This window comes from Sphingobium sp. 22B (assembly GCF_001580035.1).
Taxonomy (GTDB): Bacteria; Pseudomonadota; Alphaproteobacteria; order Sphingomonadales; family Sphingomonadaceae; genus Sphingobium; species Sphingobium fuliginis.
Genome location: NZ_LTAB01000001.1, coordinates 324,602 through 350,696 on the forward strand (window position 1 = coordinate 324,602; position 26,095 = coordinate 350,696).

Sequence of the window (26,095 nt, forward strand, 5' to 3'; positions counted from 1 at the left end):
TGTTCGGCACAGACCGGCGCATGACCGATTTCGCTGATATGCTCGCCGGCTATCGCCGCTTCCGCAACACCGGTTGGACCCAGCAGCGGGAGCGATGGGATGAACTGAGCGAGGGGCAGAGCCCCCGCGTCATGGTCATCGCCTGTTCCGACAGCCGAGTCGATCCCGCACAGATATTCGACACCAGCCCCGGCGAGATCTTCGTGGTCCGCAATGTCGCGGCGCTGGTGCCCCCCTTCGAAACCAATCCCGGCCGCCACGGCGTCTCCGCGGCGCTGGAATTCGCGGTCCAGGTGCTCAAGGTGGGCGAGATCGTCGTCATGGGCCATGGCAAATGCGGCGGCTGCAAGGCGGCGCTCAGCCATTCGCTGAAAGACGCGCCTCCCGGCGAGGGCGGCTTCATCCACAACTGGATCGAACTGCTGGACGAAGCGCGGGAAAAGGTGGTCGAACGCTTTGGCGCGGATGACGGCCGCGACGCCGAACGCGCCATGGAGCAGGAAGGCGTCAAGGTCAGCCTGGCCAATCTGCGCACCTTCCCCTGCGTCCGCACGAAGGAACGGAGCGGCGAGATCAGGCTGATCGGCGCCTTCTTCGCCATTGCCGACGGCCAGCTCCACCTGCTGGACGAGGCGAGCGGCCAGTTCAGCCCGGCGGCGCTGGAAGTCTGATGACCGCGCCGGTCCCCAGCGGCAATATCGCCCTGCTGATCGATGCCGACAATGTCTCCGCCGACCATTTCGACCCGGTGCTGACGGTCCTGGCGGAACTGGGCACCGTCAATATCCGGCGCGCCTATGGCAATTGGAGCAAGCCTGCGCTCAAGGGATGGGCGCGGCAGGCCGTGACGCAGGCCATCGAAACGCAGCAGCAGTTCGACCTCACCCGGGGCAAGAACGCCACCGACATGAAGATGACGATCGACGCCATGGACCTGATGGCGTCGGGCCGGGTCACCGGCTTCGGCCTGATGTCGAGCGACAGCGATTTCACGCCGCTCGTCACCCGCATCCGGCAGGAAGGCCTGCCGGTCTATGGCTTCGGAACGGACAAGACGCCGCAGGCCTTCCGCAGCGCCTGCACCCGCTTCATCGACGTCGGGGCGCTCGCCAGCGCAAGAACGGCGCCCGCCGAACTGGAGGAGTCGGCGGCGGAACCCGCCTCCCCCGACGCGCCCGAAGTCGCGCCCGATCTCGTCAAGCTGTTGATCGACGCCTATAATGCCGTCAAACGCGACGATCAGGGCTTCGCCCGCCTCAGCGAAGTGGGCCAGCTCGCCGGGAACCGCTCCAGTTTCGACACGCGCAACTATGGGTTCAAGCGGCTGTCCGACCTTGTCCGCTCGATCAATAATTTCAAGGTGGAGAGCCGCGACGGCCAGACCTGGATCAAGCGGGTGCACTGATGACCATCCTCGCCCGCCACCTGACGATCCTCGGCCGGGTGCAGGGCGTGTTCTACCGCAATTGGGCCGTCGAAACGGCCCGGGGTCTCAACCTGACAGGCTGGGTACGCAACCGCATGGACGGCAGCGTGGAGGCGCTGGTGGAAGGACCGCGGGATGCGGTGGAGCGGTTCGTCCTGCTGGCGCGACAAGGCCCGCCCGCCGCGCAGGTCGCGCGGATAGAGGCCGAGGATGTCGCGGTCGGGGGGCATGAATCATTTCAGAAGCGGCCGACCGCCTGACTTCGCCGGGCGGGCGGACGGGTGGAAAGAAAAATCGCGTCCTTGGGCCGAGGCGGGCGGCCCCGTCCGCTTTTCCGGCCCGCCTGTCTCAGCGGGAAACCCCATCGGCCGATATTCCCATGAACGACGAAAAGCCCCGCTTGTGCGTTGGAGCGCTTCCCACTAAATCGCCCGCATGACATCGACCAACGACATTCGCCGCTCCTTCCTCGACTATTTCGGGGCCAACGGCCACACCATCGTTCCGTCCGCGCCTCTCGTGCCGCACAACGACCCGACGCTGATGTTCGTCAATGCGGGCATGGTGCCGTTCAAGAATGTCTTCACCGGCCTTGAATCCCGCCCCTATACCAAGGCGACGAGCAGCCAGAAGTCGGTCCGCGCCGGCGGCAAGCATAACGACCTCGACAATGTCGGCTATACCGCGCGCCACCATACCTTCTTCGAAATGCTGGGCAATTTCAGCTTCGGGGATTATTTCAAGGAACAGGCGATCACCCATGCCTGGACCCTGCTGACGAAGGAATGGGGCCTTTCGCCCGAAAAGCTGACGGCGACGGTCTATCACACCGACGACGAAGCCTTCGACCTGTGGAAGAAGATCGCCGGCCTGCCGGAGGAGCGGATCATCCGCATCCCCACCAAGGATAATTTCTGGGCCATGGGCGACAGCGGCCCCTGCGGTCCCTGCTCGGAAATCTTCTACGACCATGGCGACCATATCTGGGGCGGTCCTCCCGGAAGCCCGGAGGAAGATGGCGACCGTTTCGTCGAGATCTGGAACCTCGTCTTCATGCAATATGAGCAGGAAGCGAACGAGATCGTCTCCGAACTTCCCAAGCCCAGCATCGACACCGGCATGGGTCTGGAACGCATCGCGGCGGTCCTGCAAGGCGTCCACGACAATTACGACACCGATACCTTCAAGGCGCTGATAGAGGAATCGGGCGCGCTGACGAAAACCGCCACCGATGGCGAGTATAAGGCCAGCCACCGCGTCATCGCGGATCACCTCCGCTCCACCAGCTTCCTGATCGCGGACGGCGTGCTGCCCGCCAATGAAGGCCGCGGCTATGTGCTGCGCCGCATCATGCGCCGCGCCATGCGCCACGCCCATATCATCGGCGCCAAGGAGCCGTTGATGCACCGTCTGGTCGGCAGCCTCGTCTCCGAAATGGGCGGCGCCTATCAGGAACTGGTCCGCGCCCAGCCGCTGATCGAGGAAACCCTCCTGCGCGAGGAAACCCGGTTCCGCCAGACGCTGGAAAAGGGGCTGAAGCTGCTCGACGAAGCGACCGGCGACCTGTCGGAAGGCGGCACGCTGCCTGGGGAGACCGCGTTCAAGCTCTACGACACCTATGGCTTCCCCTATGACCTGACCGAAGACGCGCTGCGCTCGCGCGGCCTCAGCGTCGACCGCGAAGGCTTCGACAAGGCGATGGCCGAACAGAAGGCCGCCGCCCGCGCCGCGTGGAAGGGCTCAGGCGAAAAGGCCTCGGACGAAATCTGGTTCGACATTGCCGAAAAGGCCGGCAATACGGAGTTCATCGGCTATAGCTCGACCGAGGGCGAGGGCGAGGTGCTGGCGATCGTCAAGGACGGTGTGAACTTCGACAGCGCGAGCGCTGGCGAGACGGTCACGATCATCACCAACCAGACGCCGTTCTACGGCGAAAGCGGCGGCCAGATGGGCGATGCGGGCACGATCAGCGCGCAGTCCGGCCTGGTCGCGGATGTCGAGGACACCGCGAAGCCGCTGGGCCGCCTCCATGCGCACCGGGCGAAGGTCGGCGCGGGCAGCGTCAAGCTGGGCGACACGGTTCACCTCCGCGTCGACGTCGGCCGCCGCGACCGCATCCGCGCCAATCACAGCGCCACCCATTTGCTGCATGCCGCGCTCCGCAACCAGCTCGGCGCCCACGTCACGCAGAAGGGCAGCCTCGTCGCACCGGATCGTCTGCGCTTCGACTTCTCCCATCCCGAGGCGCTGACCCACAGCCAGATCGCCGCCATCGAAGCCGATGTGAACGAACAGATCCGCCACAATGAAGCGGTGACGACGCGCCTGATGACGCCGGACGACGCCATCGCCGCCGGCGCCATGGCCCTGTTCGGTGAGAAATATGGGGATGAGGTCCGCGTCCTCTCCATGGGCAAGGGCGATGCGAACAGCTATTCGGTCGAATTGTGCGGCGGCACCCATGTCCGCGCAACCGGCGACATCGCGATCTTCAAGATCATTTCGGAAAGCGCCGTTTCGTCTGGCGTCCGCCGCATCGAAGCGCTGACCGGCGAAGCCGCGCGCCTCTGGCTCTCCGATCGCGAAGACCGGCTGCGCCAGTCCGCCGCCGCGCTCAAGACGACGCCGGAGGAAGTTCCTGCCCGCATCGCCGCTCTGGTCGAACAGAGCCGCAAGCTGGAACGCGAACTCGCCGAAGCGAAGAAGGCGCTGGCGCTGGGCGGCGGGGGTTCCGCACAGGCGGCCGGTCCGGAGAAGGTCGGCTCGGTCAACTTCATCGGTCAGGTGATCGAGGGGCTCGATCCCAAGGAACTGCGCGGATTGGTCGATCAGAACAAGGCAACGCTCGGCAGCGGCGTCTCCGCCGTCCTGGCGGTAGTCGATGGCCGCGCCAGCATTGCCGTCGGCGTCACCGACGACCTTGTGAACACGATCAGCGCCGTGGACCTGGTCCGCGCAGGCGTCGAAGCCTTGGGCGGCAAGGGCGGCGGAGGCCGTCCCGACATGGCCCAGGGCGGGGGTCCGGAAGGGGGCAAGGCGCAGGCGGCGATCGAAGCGGTCAGGGCAGCCCTCGCCAGCGGGCCTGCATAACCGCGCGGCCGGCCCGATATTCGACCGCAGGCCATGCACCGCGGGGTGAGCAGCGCCCTCCTTCCACCCGGAAGGACGGAGTCGCTCTCCCACCCGTTCAGCTTGCGCCTGTCGAAGCCCCGCTTCTTTCTCGAAGAGAAGCGCTCCACGGCAAGCCGAAAGAGACGGATATTGGGTGATCCGGTCCAGACCCGACAGCAACAGGGCTGAGTGCCTGGCTCTCTGCAAAAGGGAATGGAACTGCACGACCGGCTCGCGGGAACCTGACCCGGCACAAACGCACGTACCGCCCAAGCCCAAAAAAAAGGGGAGGCTCGATGCCTCCCCTTCCCATCCCGCTCAGTAGCGGTAATGATCCGGCTTGAATGGCCCTTCCTGGGTCACGCCGATATAGGCGGCCTGCTTGGGCGTCAGCTTCGACAGCTTCACGCCCAGCTTCTCCAGGTGGAGCGCCGCCACCTTCTCGTCCAGATGCTTGGGCAGCACATAGACGTCGTTCTTATACTCATCCGACTTGGTCCAAAGCTCGATCTGCGCCAGCACCTGGTTGGTGAAGGACGATGACATGACAAAGCTCGGATGGCCGGTGGCACAGCCCAGGTTCACCAGCCGGCCCTTCGCCAGCACGATGATCTTCTTGCCGTCGGGGAACTCGACCTCGTCGACCTGCGGCTTGATCTCGGTCCACTTCATGTTGTTGAGGCCCGCGATCTGGATCTCGCTGTCGAAATGGCCGATATTGCACACGATCGCCATGTTCTTCATGGCGCGCATATGGTCGACGGTGATGACGTCCTCATTGCCGGTCGCGGTGACGAAGATGTCGGCGCGGGTGGCCGCCTCTTCCATGGTGACGACTTCATAGCCCTCCATTGCCGCCTGCAACGCGCAGATCGGATCGATCTCGGTCACCAGCACGCGCGCACCGCCATTGCGGAGCGAAGCGGCCGAACCCTTGCCCACGTCACCGAAGCCGGCGACCACGGCGACCTTGCCGGCCAGCATGACGTCGGTGGCGCGACGGATGGCGTCGACCAGCGATTCCTTGCAGCCATAGAGATTGTCGAACTTCGACTTGGTGACGCTGTCGTTGACGTTGATCGCCGGGAAGGGCAGCTTGCCCTTCTTCGCCAGTTCATAGAGGCGGTGGACGCCGGTCGTGGTCTCTTCCGACACGCCCTTGATGGCCTTGACCGTCTCGGTCAGATAGCCCGGACGCTCGGCCAGGAAGCGCTTCAGCGTCGCGACGAAGATTTCCTCTTCCTCGTTGCCGGGGGTGAACAGTTCTTCCCCGGCCTCGACGCGGGCGCCCCACAGCGCGAACATGGTGGCGTCGCCACCATCGTCCAGGATCATGTTGCAGACCGTATCGCCCCAGTCGAAGATGCGGATGACATAGTCCCAATATTCCTCCAGCGTCTCGCCCTTGACGGCGAACACCGGGATGCCCCGCGCGGCGATGGCGGCGGCGGCATGATCCTGGGTCGAGAAGATGTTGCACGACGCCCAGCGGATTTCGGCGCCCAGTTCCGCCAGCGTCTCGATCAGCACGGCGGTCTGGATCGTCATGTGCAGCGATCCGGTGATGCGCGCGCCCTTCAGCGGCTTGGCGGCGCCGAATTCGGCGCGCAGGGCCATCAGGCCCGGCATTTCGGTTTCCGCGATTTCGATTTCCTTGCGGCCGAAAGCGGCAAGGCCGATGTCGCGGATCACATAATCCTGCGCCTGGGTGGCGGGTGCGGTGGCCACGAGCCTGTCTCCATATCGTTAAGATTGAGGCCGCCGCCCGAATGAACGAACGGCGACGATGGGCTGGGCTTTACCAATCGCCGCCATCCAAGGCAACTCAATATAAAGTTTTCTTTATGTCTTATTCGGCAGGACCGCGCACCGCGACCTTCACCGGCCCGCCGGATGAGGACTCGTCCGTTTTCCGCACCTTCTCGGCCACCGCCGTGACGATGTCGCACCGCGCGCCGGACAGATGCGGGCTGATCGCCGCCGCATCGGCGAGTTCCAACAAGGCCGACCGGCTGGGCGGCAGGGCGTTGGCGGCGTCCGTGATCGACTGGAGGTCGCGGCAGCCCAGCCCATCCGCGCCCGCGCCATAGACATTGGCGAGGCCCGTGACGTAATTGTCATAAGCCCCCAGCGCGCCGACCGGCCCGGCGGCCGAGCGGAAATGCTCGCGCAGCTCGTCATTCACCTGCGTCAGCGTCTCGCGCTTTTCCCGGATGAAGCGGTTATAGCTGGCAAGGAAGTCATGTCCCGTCGCCCGGCACCGCAGCGCAGATACCATCAGCATCATCTCGAAATCGCGGATTTGCGCTGCTTCCACGGCGGTCTGCTTCCAGCAGGTCGCCGCCGTGGCCGGCGCAAGCGGCATCGTCGCGGCAAGCGCCGCTGCGATCAATATCCTCATGAGTTGAACCCCCGTCCAATTGCCCGCGGATCAGGGTGCGCGCATCCGGTTGCCGGACTCTCAACGGCGAAGGTTAGCCGGAATTTACCGTAAACGGTTCAGTTACGCCAAGGCAACAAGCCCTCAATGCAGCCATGCTTACGGCAACGTTCCGAAAGGCCGGTCAGGCCGATCCCGCGCCGCTGACCAGATGGGAGGCATCGACTCCGGCCGCGGCATAGGCGGCCGACCATTTCCGCGCCGCCGGCACGTCGAACAGAAGCTCAGGGGTGCAGTCGGTCGGAAACCAGCTTTCCCCGTTCATTTCCTCATCCAGTTGCCCCGCGCCCCACCCGGCATAGCCAAGCGCGACCAGATAGCGACTCGGCCCCTTCCCTTCCGCAATCGCCTTCAGTATCTCCAGCGAGCCGGACAGGCCCCATCCTTCGCCCACGGCGACCATGTCATGACCGCTCCAGTCCAGGGAATGCAGGACGAAGCCGCGCCGGGGTTCGACCGGCCCGCCGCGCAGCACGGGAGAATCCGGAACATCGCCGGGTTCGATGTCGAAGCTCTCCAGCAGGTCGTGCAGGCTGACCCCGTCGATCTCATCACTGACCGCGATCCCCAGCGATCCATTCTCGTCATGCACGCACATGGCGATGACGGAATGATCGAACCGCATGTCTTCCATTCCCGGCAGGGCAAGCAGGAACTGTCCGGCATAGGAGCGTGCTGTGGTCATGGCGCGACTATACGCCCCTTGTCGCCTTTGCCAATGGCGGGCCGTCGCTTGGGCGGGGCAGCGCGCCATATTCCATGGCTCCCCCTTGACAGACAGGGCGGCAGGGCCAACGTGCCGCGAACCCCAACAAGGCCAGGAGGCAGACGATGACCATTTCGAAGGGCGAACGCATCCCCAGCACCACTTTCGTCAAGATGACCGAAAACGGTCCCGAGCAGGTTGCTTCGGACGATTTCTTCGCGGGCCGCACCGTCGCGCTCTTCTCCGTGCCGGGGGCCTTCACCCCCACCTGCTCCGCGCGCCATCTGCCCGGCTTCGTCGATAAGGCGGAGGAACTGAAGGGCAAGGGCGTGGATGAAATCGCCTGCACCGCGGTCAACGACGCCTTCGTCATGGGCGCCTGGGGCAAGTCCGCCAGCGCCGACGGCAAGGTGACGATGCTGGCCGACGGCAATGGCGACTTCGCGCAGGCCGTCGGCCTTACCATGGACGGCAGCAAGTTCGGCATGGGCACGCGCGGGCAGCGCTTCTCCATGATCGTCAAGGACGGCGTCGTTACGGAGCTGAATGTCGAGGCGCCGGGTGATTTCAAGGTGTCGTCAGCCGAATATCTGCTCGACCAGATCTGATTTCCGGGGGATGCGCGCCCGCTATCCGGGCGCGCATCTTCCTTCGGTCATATAAGTGCGTTACCAAGGCTCGATGACAAGAAGCATCGGAAGTGCGATCGTCGCTGAACTCGACGACATCTATCGGAACTCCATCGAAAATCTTCGCGAGGCGATGCGCGCCTACGCCCGCGACGGCAGCGTACCGCCACCGGAAGCCAGGACCGACCGGCGTTTCTGCTATCCGGAATTGCGGATCACCCATCATGGCGAGTCGGACGCGCCGCCCCCCGGCCGCTCCTTCGCGCGGCTGTCCAAGCCCGGACGCTATGTGACCACCGTCACCCGCCCCGCCATGTTCGGTGACTATCTGGCCGAACAGGTCGACCTTCTCGTCCGCGACTATGGCGTGATGGTGGAAACCGGCATCAGCGACCAGCCCATTCCCTTCCCCTATGTTCTGGACGGGCTGGACATGAGCGCGCTCGATGGCACCCCGCCGACCGAACTGGCCCGCCACTTCCCGGCCACCGAACTGGCGGAAATCGGGGACGAGATCGCGGACGGCCTGTTCATGCAGGATGCGGAGGGCGAAAGGCCGCTCGCGCTGTTCGACGGGCTTCGCACCGATTTTTCACTGGCCCGCCTGAAGCATTACACCGGCACCCCGGCAGAGCATGTGCAGCGCTACATCCTGTTCACCAATTATCACCGCTATGTCGACGAGTTCGTGGCATGGGCCTGCGCCGAATTGCAGCGGGAGGGCAGCCGCTACACCGCGCTGTCAGGGGCCGGTGGGGTCTATGTAACGCCGGAAACCGCCGACCCGGCGCAGATGATCGCGGACAGCGCCTGGCGCAGGCATCAGATGCCCGCCTATCACCTGATCGCTCCGGACCGCAGTGGGATCACGCTGGTCAACATCGGCGTCGGGCCCTCCAACGCCAAGACGATCTGCGATCATCTGGCCGTCGTGCGGCCGGAAGCCTGGCTGATGATCGGCCATTGCGGCGGCCTGCGCCCGAGCCAACGGATAGGCGACTATGTGCTGGCCCACGCCTATCTGCGCGACGATCATGTTCTGGATGAAATGCTGCCGCCCGAAATCCCGGTACCCGCCATCGCGGAAGTACAGGTGGCGCTGGCGAAGGCGGCGGAGGCCGTGCTGGGCGGCGACGATCGGGAGGATTTCAAGCGCCGCCTGCGCACGGGCACGGTCGTGACGACCGACGACCGCAACTGGGAACTGCGCTATTCCAGTTCGGCGCTGCGGTTCAGCCTGTCCCGCGCCGTCGGCATCGACATGGAGTCGGCCACCATCGCCGCGCAGGGCTATCGCTTCCGCGTGCCCTATGGAACGCTGCTCTGCGTTTCGGACAAGCCGATCCATGGCGAACTGAAATTGCCGGGACAGGCCAATCGCTTCTATGAGGAAGCCATTGCGGGGCACCTGCGCGTGGGCCTTATGACCTGCGAACTGCTGCGGCAGGAGGGGCCGAAGCTCCACAGCCGCAAACTGCGCGCCTTCAACGAGCCGCCGTTCCGCTGAAGCTTGCCATGCTCCTGCATGGGCAGGAGCATGTGCATGGCTCAATCCGTCAGGAAATCCACCATCGCCTGCCCCAGCTCCTTCCGCGTCACCGCATTCATGTGGTTCCCCGGAACTTCGACATAGCGGCCGTGGGGCAGCAGTTCCGCCAGTTCCTGCGCGACGCCATTGTCCCGGTCATCGGCTCCGCAAATCACCTCTATGGGCTGCTGGAACCCGGCGATGACCTCCCTGGGCGTATCGACGAAGGTGTTGAGGATGTGCAGCATCGCGACCGGATCGCCCTTGGTGGTCTTCAGAAAGGCTTCCGTCATCCATTCCGACGTCCCCCGCTCGAACGTGCCGAGGTTGGTGAGGACATTGCGATAATAGCCGCCATTGTCGAGCGTCTGGACCAGACCGCGCAGCCCCATGCCGGCCAGGATCACCCTGCGCGGCGTCGCGCCCCGCGCCAGCATCCGCACCGTCGTCCGCGCGCCCAGCGAATAGCCGCCCAGATCATAGTCGGTCAGGCCAAGCTGCTCGACCAGCGCCAGCCCGTCCTCGGTCAGCGCGTCGGGCGGATAAGCGGCGGCATCATGGGGCTTGCCGCTTTCGCCATGCCCCCGAAGGTCGGGCAGGATGAGGCGGAATCCCGCCTCCACCAGCTTCGCGGCATGGCCGTAACGTATCCAGTTGGTGTAGGCATTGGAGAAATAACCATGGATCAGAACCAGATCGCGGCCCTCCCCCACCACATGCACGGCAAGGGGAAGCCCGCCCAACCCCTTGATCTCCAGCTTCTCGATGGGCAGGTCGGACGTGGGGCCGGACATGAGCGGGCTACTCCTTGGATGAATGCGCGTGCGGCGATATGGCCTTGCCCTCTCCTTGTCGAGTAGAGAGAAGCCAGACAAGTGCGAGGACGCTCCCGATCTGCGCGGCCGCCATGTCCTTTTGCGGGTCCCACATGTCGCCCTGCTGGCCATTATACCAGTCCGCCGTCTGGCCGGCGGCCACCACGCTCAGCAGCCATTCGAAAATCTCGTAGACAGCGCCCACGAACCCAACGGAGACAAAGGCGAAAACAAGGCTCCAGCCCGTCCGCATGACGCCATGACGCCGCGCCGCTTCCGCGAAGGGTGCGGTCAGGAGGGGGCCGAAGGCGAAATGCACCAGCCGGTCATAGCCGTTGCGCGCCAAGCCGAAAGTGCCGGAAATATCATGGCCGCTGATCGCCCGCGCCCAGATGTCATAAGGTACATAGGAATAGATGTACCGCCCGCCCAGCGTATGCAGCAACAGGAACAGCAGGACGCACGCCACCGATCCGTTCGACAGCGGCCATCGGCGCAACAGCCAGGGCGAGACAAGGATGAGCAGCGCCGTCGGCCCATGCTGGAGCGGCGCCAGTTCGGGATAGGGCTGATCGACATTCGCGGCGACAATGGCCGCGACCAGCAGAACGATCATCCGGCGCTGCGCGGCTGGAACGGCTTTCCAGACAGCAGCGCCGGAGATCATGGGAAGGGCCTCAGCCCTTCTTCAGGTGACGGCGGCCCAGCAGTTCCGCGATCTGCACCGCGTTCAGAGCCGCGCCCTTGCGCAGATTGTCGCTGACGCACCAGAGGTTCAGGCCATTGTCGATGGTCGAATCCTCACGCACGCGGCTGATGAAGGTGGCATAGTCGCCCACGCACTCGACGGGGGTGACGTAACCGCCGTCCTCGCGCTTGTCGACCAGCATCACGCCGGGCGCTTCACGCAGGATATTCTGGGCCTGCTCCGCCGAAATCTCATTCTCGAACTCGAGATTGATCGCCTCGGAATGCCCGACGAACACCGGCACGCGCACGCAGGTCGCCGTGACCTTCACCTTGGGATCGAGGATCTTCTTGGTTTCCGCGACCATCTTCCACTCTTCCTTGGTCGAGCCGTCGTCCAGGAAGACGTCGATATGCGGGATCACGTTGAAGGCGATCTGCTTGGTGAACTTCTTCGGTTCGGCCGGATCGCCGACGAAGATGTTGCGCGACTGCTCGAACAGCTCGTCCATGCCCGCCTTGCCCGCGCCGGAAACCGACTGGTAGGTGGCGACGACGACGCGCTTGATCGTGGCGGCGTCATGCAGCGGCTTCAAGGCGACCACCATCTGCGCGGTCGAGCAGTTGGGGTTCGCGATGATGTTCTTCTTCTTGTATCCGTCGATCGCATCCGGATTCACTTCCGGCACGATCAGCGGCACGTCCGGGTCCATGCGGTAGAGCGACGAATTGTCGATCACGACGCAGCCCGCCGCCGCCGCCTTGGGCGCATATTCCGCCGTCGGGCCGGAGCCTGCGGCGAACAGGGCGATGTCCCAGCCGGTGAAGTCGAAATGCTCGATATTCTTGCATTTGAGCGTCTTGCCGGTGTCACCGAAATCGATTTCGGTGCCCTGCGACCGGGGCGAGGCGACCGCCGCGATCTCGTCAATAGGGAACTCGCGCTCGGCGAGAATGGTCAGCATCTCGCGGCCCACATTACCGGTGGCACCAACGACGACGACCTTGTAGCCCATGACTTAACACTCCACTCCATGCAAAATTGCGGAGTGGGCGCCATAGCGGCATTGCGCCGTTTGTCCAGTGACAAGCCGTTTATTGCGTCAAAGCTTGGCTTGCATGGCGGACCTTGCCCTGCCCCCTTTCCTTACGCCCTCCCTCCGTTCGGGCTGAGCCTGTCGAAGCCCTTCACTTTCTTCTCAGAGAAAGCCCTTCGACAGGCTTGGAGCGAACGAAGGACAGGGTTCAGGATTATCGAGATTGAGGCCCCGTCCCATGCCGCGCCAGGAAATCCTCGATGGTCCGCCACAGATGCACGCTGATCCCCGGCCCGCCGACGCGGTGCGTCTGGCCCGGATAGACCATCATCTCGAACGGCACGGCGGCGCCCTGCATCTTCGCCACCAGCGCGGTCGAATTGTCGAACACCACATTATCGTCCGACATGCCGTGGATCAGCAGCAGCGGGTCCCTGATCTTCACCGCCTCATCCACCGCGCCGGAACCGGGATAGGCGCTGGACTTCTCCTGCGGCCGGCCCAGATAGCGCTCGGTATAATGGGTGTCGTACAGTTCCCATTTCGTGACCGGCGCGCCCGCTACCGCTGCCGAGAACACCCCCGGCGCCTTCTCCAGCAGCTTGAGCGACATATAGCCGCCATAGGACCAGCCATAGGTCGCGATCCGCTTGGGATCGACATAGGGCTGGGTCTTGAGCCAGTTCACGCCCGCAAGCTGATCCTCCACCTCGACCGTACCCATGGCATGGTAGATCTGGTCCTCGAACGCCTTGCCGCGATCGGGCGTGCCCCGATTGTCGACGGCAAAGACGATCCAGCCCCTGTCCACCAGATATTGGTAGATGGGCGATCCCCATGAATTGGTGACCTGCCGTCCGGCGCCGGGCCCGCCATAATGGAGCATGAAGACCGGATAGCGCTTCCCCGCCTCCAGCGGCGGCGTCATGATCCGGGTGTAGAGCGTCGAACCGTCCGCCGCCTTGATCGTGCCGAACCGGGTCTTCACATGGCTGGCCCAATAGGGCGCATAGGGGTGGCTGCCCCGAACCGCATTCTCCGACAGCCAGTTCAACTGCTTGCCCCCGCTATCGGCCAGATAGACCTGCCTGGGCTGGTCGCTATTGCTGCGCGCGACCACGATGCGGCTCGCCGCGCCGTCCATCACGGCGTCGTTCCACCAGCCCGCCGAGGTCAGCTGCCGCAGCGGCCCCGCCTTGGCGAGCGGCGCGGCATAAAGCTGCTGCTCCAGCGGCGTTTCCCTGTTGCCGGTGAAATAGACGAGGCCCTTGCCCTCATCCACGCTCACCACATCGCGCACTTCCCATTCACCGCTGGTGAGCGGCGTCCACCGGCCGCCCCGCACATGGTAGAGATGTCCATGGCCGGTCTTTTCCGACCACCAGAGGAAGCTACCATCCTTGAGCGGCGTGAAATTGTTGCTGAGGTTGATCCAGCTCTTCGCCCTTTCGGTCAGGATCACCCGCGCCCTGCCGGTCGCCGGATCGACGGCGAGCAGGTCGAGCGTCTTCTGGTCCCGGCTCTCGCGCTGGACGTAAAGTGTTCTGCCATCCTTGGACCAGTCGACGCGGGCGAGATAAACATCCTTCTCCGTGCCGAGATCGACCTTGACGGGCTCCCCGCCCTCCGGCTTCATCACATACAGCTCGATCAGCGCATTGGGCGTTCCGGCCGCTGGATAGCGCTGCTCATAGACCTTGGTGCCCTCGCCGCCGATGGCCGTGCGCGTGACGATGCCGACCGGGCTTTCGTCCACGCGCGCAACCGCGATCAGCCTGTCGTCGGGCGACCACCAATAGCCGGTGCGCCGGTCCATTTCCTCCTGCGCGACGAACTCCGCCACGCCCCAGCTCACCGTGTCGCTGGCGCCCTGGGTCAACTGCTTCTCCGCGCCGCCCATCGGCTGAACGAAGAAATTGCCGCCGCGCACGAAGGACACATAGCCGCCCTTGGGGCTGACCACGCCGTTCAACTCGCCATCGGGCGTGTCGGTGAGACGCGTGACCTTCCCGTCCAGCGCGGCCAGATAAAGGTCGCCGTCGACCGGCACGAGGATGGACTTGCCGTCCGGCGCCCAGTCGTAGCTGACGATGCCGGTGCTGCCCGCGACGGAACGATCCCGCTCCCGCTGCATCTTCTCCGCCTCGGAAAGCGCCGCGCCGCTGCCTGTCTTCTTCGAATCGACCAGCATCCGCTCCGCGCCCGTGGACGTATCCACCGCCCAAAGGTCGAGCCGTTCCTTCTCGTCCGTCCGTGGCTTCAGCAGCGTCACCAGCTTGCCGTCGGGCGACAGCTTCAATGCCCTTGGTTGCGGGCCGGAAAGGTCCGGACTGGCGAACACCCGCTCCAGGGTCAGCTTTTCCTGCGCCTGGGCGGACATCACGGAAAGCAACAGCGCGCCGACAGCCGCGCCGCTTTTCAGATATGGCGACATTTTCATCCCTTGCCTCGCGGCGAAACCGCCGCATCACATGGCGCAGAGAATTAGCGCCAAGCAGATGAAAAGATCAATGTTGGGAAATAATATTTCTCCGCCATGATCGCCCGGATCATGGTGGGCGCGACAGGGATTGAACCTGTGACCCCACCCGTGTGAAGGGTGTGCTCTACCGCTGAGCTACGCGCCCCCTGTAAGGAGGAGGCGGCCATTGGCATCCACCGCGCGCCCTGTCAAGCATATCGAACAAGCTATTTTCCGAAAATGGACTTATCCGCTTCATCCGCGTTATAGTCGATACGCTTTCAGAAGGAGTGCATATTCATGCGTCAAACCGTCGCCCTGGTCATTGCTGGGCTGCTTCTCACCTCTTTGGCCGCCTGCAACACCGTGAAGGGTGCGGGCCGGGACATCGAATCCGTCGGCCGCGCCGGGGAAAAAGCCATCAACTGATCCGGCGGGACCGCCGGTTACTGGAGGATGCGGCCGGCAACGGCTGCATCCTTCTCCAGGCGGACGCCGTCGCATTCCGGCTCGCCACAATCGCAGGCGGCGATCGTATAGCGCACGCCGCACATCACCAGCACGTCCTGGTCGAAGGAATAGTTCGATATTCCCGCACGTTCGACCTTTTCCTGGGCTCTGGCCTTGAGGGTCATGATCCTGCCTCTCTGCAACATGCCCGAATGATTGTTGCTGCGTTGCACAATGTCAATTGCGCCAGATTGGTTCCTGAACGAATTGAAATAAATCTGTCCAGAAAATGACACGATCCGGCGCTTATGCAGCGGATGCTTGCGCGCCGTCACCATCGCTCCCATATGCCGGCCATGAACGACCAACGCTCCCATTCCATGCCGGTCTGGCATGGCACGACCATCATGTCGGTACGCAAGAACGGGAAGGTGATCGTGGCCGGCGACGGCCAGGTCTCCATGGGCCAGACGGTGATGAAGCCCAACGCCCGCAAGGTCCGCCGTCTCCACGACGGATCGGTCATCGGCGGCTTCGCCGGCGCCACGGCGGACGCCTTCACCCTGTTCGAACGGCTGGAGGCCAAGCTGGAGCGCCACAACGGCCAGTTGATGCGCGCCGCCGTGGAACTCGCCAAGGACTGGCGGACCGACAAATATCTCCGCAACCTGGAAGCGATGATGATCGTCGCGGACAGGGAAGTGACGCTGATCCTGACCGGCAATGGCGACGTGCTGGAGCCGGTAGGCGGCGTCGCGGCCATCGGTTCGGGCGGCAACTTCGCCCTCGCCGCGGCGCGGGCGCTGGTGGAATATGAGGAAGATGCCGAAACCCTGGCCCGCAAGGCGATGAAGGTGGCGGCGGACATCTGCGTCTACACCAATGACCAGCTCGTGGTCGAAGAGCTGGAATCTGTAGCTTGAACCCCGTTCGGGCTGAGCCTGCCGAAGCCCCCTCCTTTCTTCAGAAGCAACGCCCTTTGAGATTTGAATGAGCCAGGCGGCTCATGAAAACAGGACGAACGGATTTTTAGAGATCCCATGAACGACAATCTGACACCCAAAGCCATCGTCTCCGCCCTCGACGCCCACATCATCGGCCAGGCCGACGCCAAGCGCGCGGTCGCCGTCGCCCTGCGGAATCGTTGGCGCAGGCAGCGGCTTTCCGCCGACCTGCGCGACGAGGTGACGCCGAAGAACATCCTGATGATCGGCCCCACCGGCTGCGGCAAGACGGAGATCAGCCGCCGTCTCGCCAAGCTGGCCGACGCGCCCTTCGTCAAGGTGGAAGCGACCAAATTCACCGAAGTCGGCTATGTCGGCCGCGACGTGGAGCAGATCGTCCGCGATCTGGTCGAGGAAGCCGTCCGTCTGGAACGCGACCGCCGCCGCGAAGCCGTGCGCGAAGCCGCATCCGAAGCCGCCATGGCCCGCCTGCTCGACGCGCTCACCGGCAAGGAAGCGAGCGAGGCGACCCGCCTCTCCTTCCGTCAGCGGATCGAGAACAACCAGATGAACGATGTCGAGGTTGAGGTGGAAGTCACCGACAGCCCCTCCATGCCGATGGAAATCCCCGGCATGGGCGGCCAGATCGGCATGATCAACCTCAGCGACATGATGTCCAAGGCCTTCGGTCAACAGCAGAAGAAGCGCCGCAAGCTGCGCGTCGCGGAAGCCTGGGACAAGCTGGTCGAGGAGGAGCAGGACAAGAGGCTGGACCAGGACGATGTCGCCCGCGTCGCCATCTCCAGCGCGGAGCAGAACGGCATCGTCTTCCTCGACGAGATCGACAAGATCGCGGTGAGCGACGTGCGCGGCGGCTCCGTCAGCCGCGAAGGCGTGCAGCGCGACCTGCTGCCGCTGATCGAGGGCACGACGGTCTCGACCAAATATGGCCCGCTCAAGACGGACCATATATTGTTCATCGCATCGGGCGCCTTCCATGTGGCGAAGCCCAGCGACCTGCTGCCGGAATTGCAGGGCCGCCTGCCGATCCGCGTTGAACTGAAGGCGCTGACCGAGGATGATTTCGTCTCGATCCTCTCCGACACCAAGGCGAGCCTTGTTGCGCAATATCGCGCGCTGCTGGCGACCGAGGGCGTGACCATCGACCTGACGCCCGACGGCATCCGCGCCGTCGCGAAGATCGCGGCGGAGGTGAACAGCGAGGTCGAAAATATCGGCGCCCGCCGCCTCCAGACGGTTATGGAAAAGCTGCTGGAGGATGTGAGCTTCGACGCGGAAGACCGCCAGGGCGAAACGCTGGTGGTCGATGCGGCCTATGTGGAGAAGCAGTTGAGCGCAGTGGCGCGCAACACCGACCTCAGCAAATATGTGCTGTAATTGCCCTTATAGCTCCCCTTCCGCTTGCGGGAGGGGTCGGGGAAGAGATTGTGAGGAGAGCGCTGTGACATGCCCTCCCCTTCGCGGTATCGGCATTCAGCTATCTCGAACGATAGGCATTAGCCCTCATTCCAAATCGTCATGCTGAACTTGTTTCAGCATCCATTTCTCCCCACAGGAGAACGGCGCCTGGAGGCACGATGGATGCTGAAACAAGTTCAGCATGACGTCAATTATGTTGGAACCCTCCCATATCGAACTGAATGTCGATACAGCCCAACCCTTCAAACGAGTCATGTGCCTTGTTTGACCGTAAACGGGAGGGAATTTTAAAGGCTCAGTAAGAACGCCCCACCAACACTCGCTCCACCGCCTTCTCGCCGGTGAACACGCACAGCCCATCAGCCGCTTCCGCATCCGTCGGCACATTGCGTAGCGTCAGCTTCTCGCCCTTCAGCCACTCGATGACCTTGTCGAGCGCAGCCCCAGTCGGCTTGGCCCACTGCACCAGCGCCCAACCCGGCTTCTTGCTAGCCCCGAAATAAGCCTTCAGCCCATCCAGCGACGTCACCGACCTGTCGATATTCCCCAGCAGCCGCGCCTGCGCGTCCGCGAACAAAGCCTGCTGAATATCCTCCAGCATCCCCGTAGCCGCGCCAAGGAAGTCCGCCTTCGCCACAATCCGGCTATCGAGCTTCCCGTCCTCACGATAAAGCCGATCACGCCGGATTATGGACACATTGCCCCCGGCCACGTCGCGCCCGCCAACCTCGATCACGACCGGCGCCCCCTTCTTGACCCAGCCCCAGCGCTTGTTCGCCGCCTTGGCCGGCCGCCGGTCCAGCAAGGCGCGCACCGGCTCCCGGAACACATCCTGCCTGTTCAGCTCCGCCACCAGCTCGCCGCAATAATCCAGGATCGCCGCATCCTCATCCGTATCGCGCAGCATCGGCACGACGACCACCTGATAAGGCGCAACCCGAGGCGGCACGCGCAGCCCGTCATCATCGCCATGCACCATGATCAGCCCGCCGATCATCCGCGTCGACACGCCCCAACTGGTCGTCTGCGCCAGTTCCTGCTGCCCCTCGGCATTCTGGAACTTGATATTCTGCGCCTGCGAGAAGGTGGTCCCCAGGAAATGCGACGTGCCTGCCTGCAACGCCTTCCCATCCTGCATCATCGCCTCGATGGAATAGGTCGCGACGGCCCCCGGAAAGCGCTCATTCTCCGGCTTTTCGCCCGCGATCACCGGCAGCGCCACGCAATCCTCGGCAAAGCCGCGATAGACTTCCAGCATCTTGAGCGTCTCTTCCATCGCCTCATCGACGCTGGCGTGAGCGGTATGCCCCTCCTGCCACAGAAACTCCGCCGTGCGCAGGAACATCCGCGTGCGCATTTCCCAACGCACGACATTCGCCCACTGGTTGATCAGCACCGGCAGGTCGCGCCAGCTTTGCACCCAGCGGGAGAAGGCCGCGCCGATCACCGTCTCCGAAGTCGGACGAACCACCAACGGCTCCTCCAGCTTCGCTTCGGGATCGGGGATCATCTTCCCGTCCTTCTGGATCAGCCGATGATGCGTGACGACCGCCATTTCCTTGGCAAAGCCGTCGACATGCTCCGCCTCCTTCTCGAAATAGGAAAGCGGAATGAACAGCGGGAAATAGCAATTCTCATGGCCGGTCGCCTTGATGCGCTCGTCCAGCAGCTTCTGCATCCGTTCCCAGATGCCGTAACCCCATGGACGGATGACCATGCACCCGCGCACACCGCTTTCCTCGGCCATGTCGGCCTCGGAAATGACGGCCTGATACCAGGCGGCGAAATCCTGTTCGCGGGTAACGGAAAGGGCGTGCTTCACGGGATCGACCTTAAAATTCGAGTGGATGGCGCGCCATAGGCCAAGCGCGCCGCCCCTGTCGACCCCAAAGGGCCGTCGCCCCAATGAGCAACCAGCCCAAGTAAAGGGCGAACATCGACAATATCGTCATCCCAGCGAAAGCTGGGATCTCGTAAGGCCAGGCTGTGTCGTACCGCCTGAGATCCCAGCTTACGCTGGGATGACGGAAATCAGGAAAGCTTGTCGATCTTCGCGTTGAGCGCGGCAAGCTGGGCCTTGAGTTCCGCGATCTCATCGTCCTTCGCCTCTTCGGTAGCGGACGGCGTGGGCGAAGATGTCGGCGCCGCCATGCCAGCTATTCCGGGCATCCCCGGCATCCCCGTGCCAAAGGCGCTCGCCGCCGCCTCGAACATCTGCATGTTGCGCTTGGCGATCTCGGCCAGCGGGCCGCCCCCAAAGGCGCCCTTCATGGCTTCCTGGAACTGCTGCTGGTTCTTGCGAAAGGCGTCCATCGACGCTTCCAGATATTGCGGCACCATGGACTGCATGGAATCGCCGTACATGGCGATCAACTGACGCAGGAAGTTGACGGGCAGCATGTTCTTGCCCCGCTGCTCCTCCTCCATGATGATTTGGGTCAGGACATTATGCGTGATGTCCTCTCCGGTCTTCGCATCGACGACGACGAACTCGCGCCCCTCACGAGTCATCTGCGACAAAAGATCCAGCGTGATGTAGCTCGACGTTTCTGTGTTATAGAGCCGCCTGTTAGCGTACTTCTTGATGACGACCGGTTCGGATTCGTTCGCGGTCTTAGATTTGGCCATGGATACCTCTCCCACACCTGCATTTTCCGCATTAGCACAAGGGAATGCCGCGCCGCAACATGGGCCGCGGCCCCTGCCCCTTTTTCTCAATATTTTATGGCGCGAGACGGAGGATGATCCCGAACTGCGCAAACGGGCGTTCCGGGGTTTGCGGAAATATCAGGAGGCTATTCGCCCCGCCCCGCCCCCCGCCGTTCCCGTCGTGGCTCGCGAAGGCAGCGCCAGGCTGCTCCGATATGGGACGGAAAATGGCCGTCATCCCGTGGTTTTCGTGCCCTCGCTGATCAACCCGCCGCAAGTGCTGGACCTGTCCGGCAGCCGGTCCATGCTGCGCCACATGCGTGCAGCAGGACATGACGCCTATCTGGTCGACTGGGGCACGCCCGCGGCGGACGACGGCGCGCTGGGGCTCGACCGGCATGTGACGGACCGCCTGCTGCCGATGCTGGCAGCCCTGGCCCGGCCACCCATATTGGTGGGATATTGCCTCGGCGGAAATCTGGCCATCGGCGCTGCGGCGCTGCAACCCGCAAGGGCGTTGGCGACGATTGCCGCGCCCTGGAACTTCGACGGGTTCCCTGCGGCAGACCGGGAACAGATCGGCGCGCTCTGGCGCAGTTCCAGGCCCATGTGCCAACGGTTGGACTATGTCCCGATGGAGGTGCTGCAATCGGGCTTCTGGGCGATGGACCCCGCCCGGACGATTCGCAAATATGCGGCCTTTGCCGGCATGGAGCCGGGTTCCGACGAAGAGCATGCCTTTCTGGCGGTCGAGGATTGGGCCAATGGCGGCCCACCGCTCAGCTATGCTGCGGGGCGTGACCTTTTCGAACAATTCTATGCCGCAAATGCGAGCGGACGGGGGGAATGGCATATCGACGGACGAACGGTCGATCCCCGCCGGCTGACTTGTCCAACGCTTTCAATCCGTTCCGCAACGGACCGCATCGTTCCCGCCGCCGCCGCCCCGGAAATGGGCGAGAACACGACCTTGAGCCTTGGCCATGTCGGCATGATCGTGGGCGGCAACGGACGGGCGATGCTGTGGGAGCCTTTGTCCCAATGGCTTTCCAGTCATGGCGGATGATGATATGTGCGCCTGCGAAAACAATCACCCCGGAACTGAGGATCAAGGCTTTGTCAGACATCGTCATCACCGCTGCCAAGCGTACCGCCGTCGGCAGCTTCATGGGCGCCTTCGGGTCGACCCCCGCGCATGAGCTGGGCCGCACCGCCATCGTCGCCGCTCTCGCCCAGGCCGGCGTCGCGCCGGAGGAAGTGGACGAAGTCATATTGGGCCAGGTCCTGACCGCGGCGCAGGGCCAGAACCCCGCCCGTCAGGCCGCCGTCAACGCCGGCATTCCGGTGGAGCGCACCGCCATCGGCCTCAACCAGCTTTGCGGCTCTGGCCTGCGCGCGGTCGCTCTGGCGGCTCAGGCGATCCGCGCGGGCGACGCCCGCATCATGGTCGCGGGCGGTCAGGAAAGCATGTCGATGGCGCCCCATGCGCAATATCTGCGCGGCGGCGCGAAGATGGGGCCGATTTCCTTCATCGACACGATGACGCATGATGGCCTGACCGACGCCTTCAACAATTATCACATGGGCATCACGGCGGAAAATCTGGCCGAGAAGTACCAGATCAGCCGCGAGGCGCAGGATGAATTCGCCGTCGGCAGCCAGAACAAGGCCGAAGCCGCCCGCGCATCGGGCCGCTTCAAGGACGAGATCGTTCCCGTGACGATCAAGGGCCGAAAGGGCGACACCGTCGTCGACGCTGACGAATATATCCGCGCCGGCGCCACGCTGGAGGCGATGCAGGGCCTGCGCCCGGCCTTCAAGAAGGACGGCACCGTCACCGCCGCCAATGCCAGCGGCATCAACGACGGCGCCGCCGCCCTCGTCCTGATGAGCGCCGATGAGGCCGCCAGGCGCAACGCGACCGTGCTGGCGCGCATCGCCGGCTTCGCGACCTGCGGCGTCGATCCGTCGATCATGGGCATCGGCCCGGCTCCGGCGAGCCGTCAGGCGCTGGCCAAGGCGGGCTGGTCGCTGGCCGATCTCGACCTGATCGAAGCCAATGAAGCCTTCGCCGCGCAGGCGCTGGCGGTCGGTCAGGAACTGGGTTGGGACCCGTCAAAGGTCAATGTGAACGGCGGCGCGATCGCCATCGGCCACCCGATCGGCGCTTCGGGCGCCCGCGTCCTCACCACCCTGCTCTACGAGATGCAGAAGCGCGACGCCAGGAAGGGCCTCGCGACCCTCTGCATCGGCGGCGGCATGGGCGTCGCCATGTGCGTCGAGCGCTAAGCAGGCGGTAAAGCAACGAAAGGGCCGCCGATCCCAATCCGGATCGGCGGCCTTCTGCTGTCAGCGCCAGATGCGGTCGAAACGCGCGCCCAGCCCTGTCAGCAACTCATATTGCGACAGCCCGGAAACCGCCGCCGCCTCCGCCAGCGCATAGTCGACGCCCAGCCAATCCCCCTCCGCGACCTCGGGCAGACCCGACACGTCGACAGCGGTCAAATCCATTGAGACCCGTCCCACCACCGGCAGGTGCCGGTCCCCGACAGCCATGGACCCCCGCCCGGAAAAGCCGCGCAAATAACCGTCGGCATAGCCCAGATTCACCACGGCGATCTCCATGTCCGCCGCTGCGCGATGGGTCGCATTATAACCGATCGTGTCGCCAGCCCGGACGCGGCGGCGTTGCAGTATCTGAGCCTCCGGAAAGACGACCTGCCCGATCCGCCCCGCCGCTTCCGTGCGCGGCAAGCCGCCGTAAAGCGCAATGCCCGGCCGCGTCATGTCGAAGGCATAGGCAGCGCCCAGGCAAATCCCGGCACTGTTCGCCAGGCTGTAACGCGCCGCACTGACTCCGCCCCGCAGCGCCGAAAACCGTTCCAACTGCACTTGACTGAGCGGCACATCCTCATCGGCGGAAGCCAGATGGCTGAGCAATGTCGCCACCTCCAGCCCCGCGACCTGCGCCGAAACATCGCCCCGCCAATCCAGCCCCAGGCGGTTCATGCCGGTATCGACCATGACGTCGCAAAGCCCGCCGCCCGCCTCCTTCCAGCGCGCAATCTGCCCTTCCGTGCACAGCACCGGCCTTGCGCGGGAGGCGAGCGCCACCGCCATGTCCTCCTCCCGCACGCCATGCAGCACGGAAAGCGACACGCCCTCGCCGATCAAAGGCTCCAGCGCCATCGCCTCGGCCCAGTTGGACACGAAGAAGTCCCGGCATCCCGCAGCCAGCAAGCGCCGCATCACCTCCGCGCTGCCCAGCCCATAGCCATTGGCCTTGATCGCCGCCCCGCATGCCGCCGCGCCGCCCTGCCGCTTCAACCAGCGCCAGTTGGCGAGCAAAGCGCCTCCATCCAGACGCAGACGCAAAGGTGCGGAAAAATCAGCCATCGCCTGTCCGATAGCGCTCCGCGACGCAAGCGTCGAGGGATCAGGCATCCATCGCGGCCCCGCGCGTCTCCGGCAGGGCGACGATGCAGGTCAGCAGGGCGACCGCCACCACCGCGATGGTGTACCACAGCCCCGCATAGGGATCGCCCGTCCGCGCTACTATATATTGGCTGACCAGCGGCAGGAACCCGCCGAAATAGCCGGTCCCGATATGATAGGGGATCGACAGCGAGCTATAGCGTATCCGCGCCGGAAAATATTCCGACAGCAGCGCCGCGACGGGACCATAGGTCGCCCCCGACAGCGTCCAGAGCAGCAGCAGCGCCAGGAACAGCAACAAGGCGCGCGGCCAGTCCGGCGTGACGGGGGCCGATTCATATCCCGCCGCATCCAGCGCCGCATCCAGCCCTTCCGCGCTCAGATCCGCGACCGCCACGGAACCGACGCTGACCGAAGGCGTCGCCGCCTCCCGCTTTTCATAGGCGATGCCGCGCTTGGAAAAATGGTCGAGCAGCTTGCCGCAGACGGTCGGCTGCACCTTGGCGAAGGGATCGAAGCTGCAATCGGGGCCGCTGACGATCACCGGCGCGCGCTCCGCCGCCCGGTAGAGGGCCGGGTTCGCCACGCTCCCCATGAACTGATAGAGCGGCATGAGCAGCAGCAGCACCAGCGCATAGCCGATGACGATGGGCTTCTTCCGCCCCACCCGGTCGGACAGCCAGCCGAAGAAGATGAAGGCCGCCACGCCCGCAAAGGCGCTGCCGCCCACCAGCAACTGCGCGATGCCCGGCGCGACATGCAGGCCGTTCTGCAGGAAATAGAGCGCCTGGAACATCACCGTATAAGCGATGACGGTGAAGCCCGCCGCGATGCCGATCATCGCCACCAGCATCCGCCGCTTGTTGCCGGGATAGGTGAACGCCTCCTTCAGCGGATTGCGCGATTGCTCGCCCGCCGCCTTCATCGCCGCGAAGATCGGGCTTTCGCGCAGCATCAGCCGCATCCAGAGCGAAATCGCCAGCAACGCCAGCGAGAAGATGAAGGGCAGGCGCCAGCCCCAATCGTCCCACACCGCCTTGCCGACGATCCATTGCGTGCCGACCACGACGATCAGCGACAGGATGAAGCCGCCGATCACCCCCGCCTGGATGAAGCTGGTGAAGAAACCCCTCCGCCCCGGCGGCGCATGTTCCGCGACATAGATCGCCGCCCCGCCATATTCCCCGCCCAGCGCCAGTCCCTGCGCGATCCGCAACAGGATCAGGATGACCGGCGCGGCGATGCCGATGCTCGCGGCGGACGGGGTCAGCCCGACGCCCGCCGTCGCCGCTCCCATCAGCACGATGGTCGCCAGAAAGGTATATTTGCGCCCCAGCCTGTCGCCCAGATAGCCGAACAACGCCGCGCCGAGCGGCCTGAACCCGAAACCGATGGCGAAACCTGCCAGCGAATAGAGGAGTTCCACGGTCGGATTGTCCGTCGGGAAGAATGTACGCCCGATGATCGGGGCGAGGACGCCGTAGATGTAGAAGTCATACCATTCGAACAATGTGCCGAGCGCCGAAGCGGTGATGACCAGCCGGTCACGCTTCGCATCCATCACATAGTCGGTGCCGACCGCACTTCCACCCATTCCGCCCCCGCTTGCCTGACTGATTGTTCGCCTACGTTCTAATGAAGTGCCGAACTCCGGCAAGCGCGACGTGCGAATGGACGCGATATGCGTCGGAAGCGGACACCCGCTTTATCCCTCTCCCTCAAGGGAGAGGGCTGCGCAGACTTGGCAGCTTGCTGCCTTAGTCGTAGCTGGGTGAGGGGGTTGCGATCCAGGGGATCGCGCGGACCGCAGGCCCGCTCCCCTTCATCCAGACCCGCTCCCTTCAAAACAGCCGCGCCCCATTCGGCACTGCCCGATCCGGCGCAAACAGCACCACGGCCCCGGCCTCATCGGCAAAGCCAAGCGTCAGCACCTCGGACAGGAACTTCCCGATCTGCCGCGGCGGAAAATTGACGACGGCCGCAACCTGTCGGCCCGGCAGGTCCTCCACCGCATAATGTTCCGTGATCTGCGCGCTCGATCTCTTCTGGCCGATGCCCGGACCGAAATCGATCACCAGCTTATAGGCTGGCTTGCGCGCCTCCGGATATGGCTCCGCCGAAAGGATCGTGCCGACGCGGATGTCGACCTTCAGAAAATCGTCGAAACCGATGATGTCGGCGGCGGCCGAAGCGGAATCATGATTCAGATGCATGGCGGCATGCTAGAGAGTTTTCCAAGCAGATGGAATCATCTGCTGACTTGGAAAACACGACAAAACAAAAACTTGGAGCAGTCGAGCCGATGCAACCGGATCGGAATCTGCTCCAGAGCGATTT

At 64.1% G+C, this 26,095-nt stretch carries 24 protein-coding genes and 1 tRNA gene; 11 read left to right on the forward strand and 14 right to left on the reverse strand.

Annotated features, from left to right (window positions below; all coding sequences use genetic code 11):
* Window positions 1-20: 20 nt before the first annotated feature.
* The 4 genes from A0J57_RS01485 to alaS all read left to right on the forward strand — a co-directional run bounded on the left by A0J57_RS01485 (window position 21) and on the right by alaS (window position 4,516).
* Entirely contained in the window at window positions 21-671 is a 651-nt protein-coding gene (locus tag A0J57_RS01485) for a carbonic anhydrase (RefSeq protein WP_061934197.1), read from the forward strand.
* Window positions 671-1,405, forward strand: a complete 735-nt coding sequence (locus A0J57_RS01490) for an NYN domain-containing protein (protein WP_048577738.1) — start codon at window positions 671-673, stop codon at window positions 1,403-1,405. The genes A0J57_RS01485 and A0J57_RS01490 overlap by 1 nt, the downstream gene beginning before the upstream one ends.
* Window positions 1,405-1,686: an acylphosphatase gene (locus A0J57_RS01495; RefSeq protein ID WP_025548909.1), complete on the forward strand. Its 282-nt coding sequence runs from the start codon at window positions 1,405-1,407 to the stop codon at window positions 1,684-1,686. Before A0J57_RS01490 ends, A0J57_RS01495 begins: the two co-directional genes overlap by 1 nt.
* Window positions 1,687-1,861: 175 nt before the next feature.
* Window positions 1,862-4,516 (forward strand): alanine--tRNA ligase, encoded by a 2,655-nt coding sequence (gene alaS / locus A0J57_RS01500; RefSeq protein ID WP_061934199.1) that lies wholly within the window; start codon window positions 1,862-1,864, stop codon window positions 4,514-4,516.
* 339 nt (window positions 4,517-4,855) lie between these two features.
* Here the strand turns inward: alaS and ahcY are convergent, their stop codons facing one another.
* The 3 genes from ahcY to A0J57_RS01515 all read right to left on the reverse strand — a co-directional run bounded on the left by ahcY (window position 4,856) and on the right by A0J57_RS01515 (window position 7,662).
* Complete coding sequence (gene ahcY / locus A0J57_RS01505; protein ID WP_044662340.1) at window positions 4,856-6,265, reverse strand: adenosylhomocysteinase; 1,410 nt, start codon at window positions 6,263-6,265, stop codon at window positions 4,856-4,858.
* Window positions 6,266-6,386: 121 nt separating this feature from the next.
* A complete protein-coding gene (locus A0J57_RS01510) occupies window positions 6,387-6,938 on the reverse strand; it encodes a hypothetical protein (RefSeq protein ID WP_173664327.1) in 552 nt (183 codons plus the stop codon).
* Between the two features lie 163 nt (window positions 6,939-7,101).
* Entirely contained in the window at window positions 7,102-7,662 is a 561-nt protein-coding gene (locus tag A0J57_RS01515) for a YqgE/AlgH family protein (RefSeq protein WP_025550882.1), read from the reverse strand.
* Between the two features lie 146 nt (window positions 7,663-7,808).
* Here A0J57_RS01515 and A0J57_RS01520 point away from each other — a divergent pair, with 146 nt between their 5' ends.
* Window positions 7,809-8,291 carry a peroxiredoxin gene (locus tag A0J57_RS01520; protein ID WP_025550880.1) on the forward strand — a complete coding sequence of 161 codons (483 nt, stop codon included), beginning with the start codon at window positions 7,809-7,811 and terminating at the stop codon, window positions 8,289-8,291.
* A 73-nt stretch (window positions 8,292-8,364) separates the two neighbouring features.
* Window positions 8,365-9,819, forward strand: a complete 1,455-nt coding sequence (locus tag A0J57_RS01525) for an AMP nucleosidase (RefSeq protein ID WP_025550878.1) — start codon at window positions 8,365-8,367, stop codon at window positions 9,817-9,819.
* Between the two features lie 41 nt (window positions 9,820-9,860).
* Here A0J57_RS01525 and A0J57_RS01530 read toward each other — a convergent pair whose 3' ends face one another.
* From A0J57_RS01530 to A0J57_RS01550, 5 genes are all read right to left on the reverse strand, one after another.
* Window positions 9,861-10,634 carry an alpha/beta fold hydrolase gene (locus tag A0J57_RS01530; protein ID WP_048577741.1) on the reverse strand — a complete coding sequence of 258 codons (774 nt, stop codon included), beginning with the start codon at window positions 10,632-10,634 and terminating at the stop codon, window positions 9,861-9,863.
* 7 nt (window positions 10,635-10,641) lie between these two features.
* Window positions 10,642-11,322, reverse strand: coding sequence for a DUF2238 domain-containing protein (locus tag A0J57_RS01535; RefSeq protein WP_061934203.1), 681 nt, complete (start codon window positions 11,320-11,322; stop codon window positions 10,642-10,644).
* Window positions 11,323-11,332: 10 nt separating this feature from the next.
* Window positions 11,333-12,358, reverse strand: a complete 1,026-nt coding sequence (locus tag A0J57_RS01540; protein ID WP_025550873.1) for an aspartate-semialdehyde dehydrogenase — start codon at window positions 12,356-12,358, stop codon at window positions 11,333-11,335.
* 235 nt (window positions 12,359-12,593) lie between these two features.
* On the reverse strand, window positions 12,594-14,813 hold the full coding sequence (locus A0J57_RS01545) for a S9 family peptidase (protein ID WP_061934205.1): 2,220 nt from the start codon (window positions 14,811-14,813) through the stop codon (window positions 12,594-12,596).
* 118 nt (window positions 14,814-14,931) lie between these two features.
* Window positions 14,932-15,006 (reverse strand) — tRNA-Val (locus A0J57_RS01550).
* A 134-nt stretch (window positions 15,007-15,140) separates the two neighbouring features.
* Here A0J57_RS01550 and A0J57_RS01555 point away from each other — a divergent pair.
* A complete protein-coding gene (locus A0J57_RS01555) occupies window positions 15,141-15,269 on the forward strand; it encodes an entericidin A/B family lipoprotein (RefSeq protein WP_007685859.1) in 129 nt (42 codons plus the stop codon).
* A 17-nt stretch (window positions 15,270-15,286) separates the two neighbouring features.
* On the opposite strand, the gene A0J57_RS01560 is transcribed toward A0J57_RS01555, so the two are convergent.
* The gene (locus A0J57_RS01560) at window positions 15,287-15,475 is read right to left on the reverse strand and encodes a hypothetical protein (RefSeq protein WP_025550870.1); all 189 of its coding nucleotides are present in this window, start codon (window positions 15,473-15,475) and stop codon (window positions 15,287-15,289) included.
* Between the two features lie 195 nt (window positions 15,476-15,670).
* On the opposite strand from A0J57_RS01560, the gene hslV reads away from it, so the two are divergent.
* Together hslV and hslU are read left to right on the forward strand one after the other, a co-directional pair.
* Window positions 15,671-16,213, forward strand: coding sequence for an ATP-dependent protease subunit HslV (gene hslV / locus A0J57_RS01565; protein ID WP_099185983.1), 543 nt, complete (start codon window positions 15,671-15,673; stop codon window positions 16,211-16,213).
* A 117-nt stretch (window positions 16,214-16,330) separates the two neighbouring features.
* On the forward strand, window positions 16,331-17,632 hold the full coding sequence (gene hslU, locus A0J57_RS01570) for an ATP-dependent protease ATPase subunit HslU (protein ID WP_044662345.1): 1,302 nt from the start codon (window positions 16,331-16,333) through the stop codon (window positions 17,630-17,632).
* A gap of 337 nt (window positions 17,633-17,969) precedes the next feature.
* On the opposite strand, the gene A0J57_RS01575 is transcribed toward hslU, so the two are convergent.
* Window positions 17,970-19,496 (reverse strand): aminoacyl--tRNA ligase-related protein, encoded by a 1,527-nt coding sequence (locus A0J57_RS01575; protein WP_061934241.1) that lies wholly within the window; start codon window positions 19,494-19,496, stop codon window positions 17,970-17,972.
* Between the two features lie 209 nt (window positions 19,497-19,705).
* Window positions 19,706-20,302: a polyhydroxyalkanoate synthesis repressor PhaR gene (gene phaR / locus A0J57_RS01580; RefSeq protein WP_061934207.1), complete on the reverse strand. Its 597-nt coding sequence runs from the start codon at window positions 20,300-20,302 to the stop codon at window positions 19,706-19,708.
* Between phaR and A0J57_RS01585 the strand changes: the two genes are divergently transcribed.
* Window positions 20,301-21,389, forward strand: coding sequence for an alpha/beta hydrolase (locus A0J57_RS01585; RefSeq protein ID WP_082718593.1), 1,089 nt, complete (start codon window positions 20,301-20,303; stop codon window positions 21,387-21,389). The genes phaR and A0J57_RS01585 overlap by 2 nt on opposite strands.
* 50 nt (window positions 21,390-21,439) lie before the next feature.
* Window positions 21,440-22,612 (forward strand): acetyl-CoA C-acetyltransferase, encoded by a 1,173-nt coding sequence (locus A0J57_RS01590; RefSeq protein ID WP_061934244.1) that lies wholly within the window; start codon window positions 21,440-21,442, stop codon window positions 22,610-22,612.
* A 60-nt stretch (window positions 22,613-22,672) separates the two neighbouring features.
* Here A0J57_RS01590 and alr read toward each other — a convergent pair whose 3' ends face one another.
* The 3 genes from alr to A0J57_RS01605 form a co-directional block, all read right to left on the reverse strand.
* On the reverse strand, window positions 22,673-23,719 hold the full coding sequence (gene alr, locus A0J57_RS01595) for an alanine racemase (RefSeq protein WP_061934209.1): 1,047 nt from the start codon (window positions 23,717-23,719) through the stop codon (window positions 22,673-22,675).
* A gap of 40 nt (window positions 23,720-23,759) precedes the next feature.
* The gene (locus A0J57_RS01600) at window positions 23,760-25,352 is read right to left on the reverse strand and encodes an MFS transporter (protein WP_061934211.1); all 1,593 of its coding nucleotides are present in this window, start codon (window positions 25,350-25,352) and stop codon (window positions 23,760-23,762) included.
* A gap of 247 nt (window positions 25,353-25,599) precedes the next feature.
* Complete coding sequence (locus tag A0J57_RS01605; protein ID WP_048578024.1) at window positions 25,600-25,971, reverse strand: tRNA-binding protein; 372 nt, start codon at window positions 25,969-25,971, stop codon at window positions 25,600-25,602.
* Between the last annotated feature and the right edge of the window lie 124 nt (window positions 25,972-26,095).

Bases quoted from the DNA above. Each gene is read 5' to 3' on its own strand.
- A0J57_RS01525 (WP_025550878.1), top strand. From the start codon at position 8,365: ATGACAAGAAGCATCGGAAGTGCGATCGTCGCTGAACTCGACGACATC.
- A0J57_RS01555 (WP_007685859.1), top strand. From the start codon at position 15,141: ATGCGTCAAACCGTCGCCCTGGTCATTGCTGGGCTGCTTCTCACCTCT.
- A0J57_RS01515 (WP_025550882.1), bottom strand. From the start codon at position 7,662: ATGACCACAGCACGCTCCTATGCCGGACAGTTCCTGCTTGCCCTGCCG.
- hslV (WP_099185983.1), top strand. From the start codon at position 15,671: ATGCCGGTCTGGCATGGCACGACCATCATGTCGGTACGCAAGAACGGG.
- hslU (WP_044662345.1), top strand. From the start codon at position 16,331: ATGAACGACAATCTGACACCCAAAGCCATCGTCTCCGCCCTCGACGCC.
- alr (WP_061934209.1), bottom strand. From the start codon at position 23,719: ATGGCTGATTTTTCCGCACCTTTGCGTCTGCGTCTGGATGGAGGCGCT.
- A0J57_RS01495 (WP_025548909.1), top strand. From the start codon at position 1,405: ATGACCATCCTCGCCCGCCACCTGACGATCCTCGGCCGGGTGCAGGGC.
- A0J57_RS01485 (WP_061934197.1), top strand. From the start codon at position 21: ATGACCGATTTCGCTGATATGCTCGCCGGCTATCGCCGCTTCCGCAAC.
- phaR (WP_061934207.1), bottom strand. From the start codon at position 20,302: ATGGCCAAATCTAAGACCGCGAACGAATCCGAACCGGTCGTCATCAAG.
- A0J57_RS01490 (WP_048577738.1), top strand. From the start codon at position 671: ATGACCGCGCCGGTCCCCAGCGGCAATATCGCCCTGCTGATCGATGCC.
- A0J57_RS01535 (WP_061934203.1), bottom strand. From the start codon at position 11,322: ATGATCTCCGGCGCTGCTGTCTGGAAAGCCGTTCCAGCCGCGCAGCGC.
- A0J57_RS01545 (WP_061934205.1), bottom strand. From the start codon at position 14,813: ATGTCGCCATATCTGAAAAGCGGCGCGGCTGTCGGCGCGCTGTTGCTT.
- A0J57_RS01560 (WP_025550870.1), bottom strand. From the start codon at position 15,475: ATGACCCTCAAGGCCAGAGCCCAGGAAAAGGTCGAACGTGCGGGAATA.
- A0J57_RS01520 (WP_025550880.1), top strand. From the start codon at position 7,809: ATGACCATTTCGAAGGGCGAACGCATCCCCAGCACCACTTTCGTCAAG.
- A0J57_RS01585 (WP_082718593.1), top strand. From the start codon at position 20,301: ATGGATACCTCTCCCACACCTGCATTTTCCGCATTAGCACAAGGGAAT.
- alaS (WP_061934199.1), top strand. From the start codon at position 1,862: ATGACATCGACCAACGACATTCGCCGCTCCTTCCTCGACTATTTCGGG.
- A0J57_RS01600 (WP_061934211.1), bottom strand. From the start codon at position 25,352: ATGGGTGGAAGTGCGGTCGGCACCGACTATGTGATGGATGCGAAGCGT.
- A0J57_RS01540 (WP_025550873.1), bottom strand. From the start codon at position 12,358: ATGGGCTACAAGGTCGTCGTCGTTGGTGCCACCGGTAATGTGGGCCGC.
- A0J57_RS01605 (WP_048578024.1), bottom strand. From the start codon at position 25,971: ATGCATCTGAATCATGATTCCGCTTCGGCCGCCGCCGACATCATCGGT.
- A0J57_RS01510 (WP_173664327.1), bottom strand. From the start codon at position 6,938: ATGAGGATATTGATCGCAGCGGCGCTTGCCGCGACGATGCCGCTTGCG.
- A0J57_RS01530 (WP_048577741.1), bottom strand. From the start codon at position 10,634: ATGTCCGGCCCCACGTCCGACCTGCCCATCGAGAAGCTGGAGATCAAG.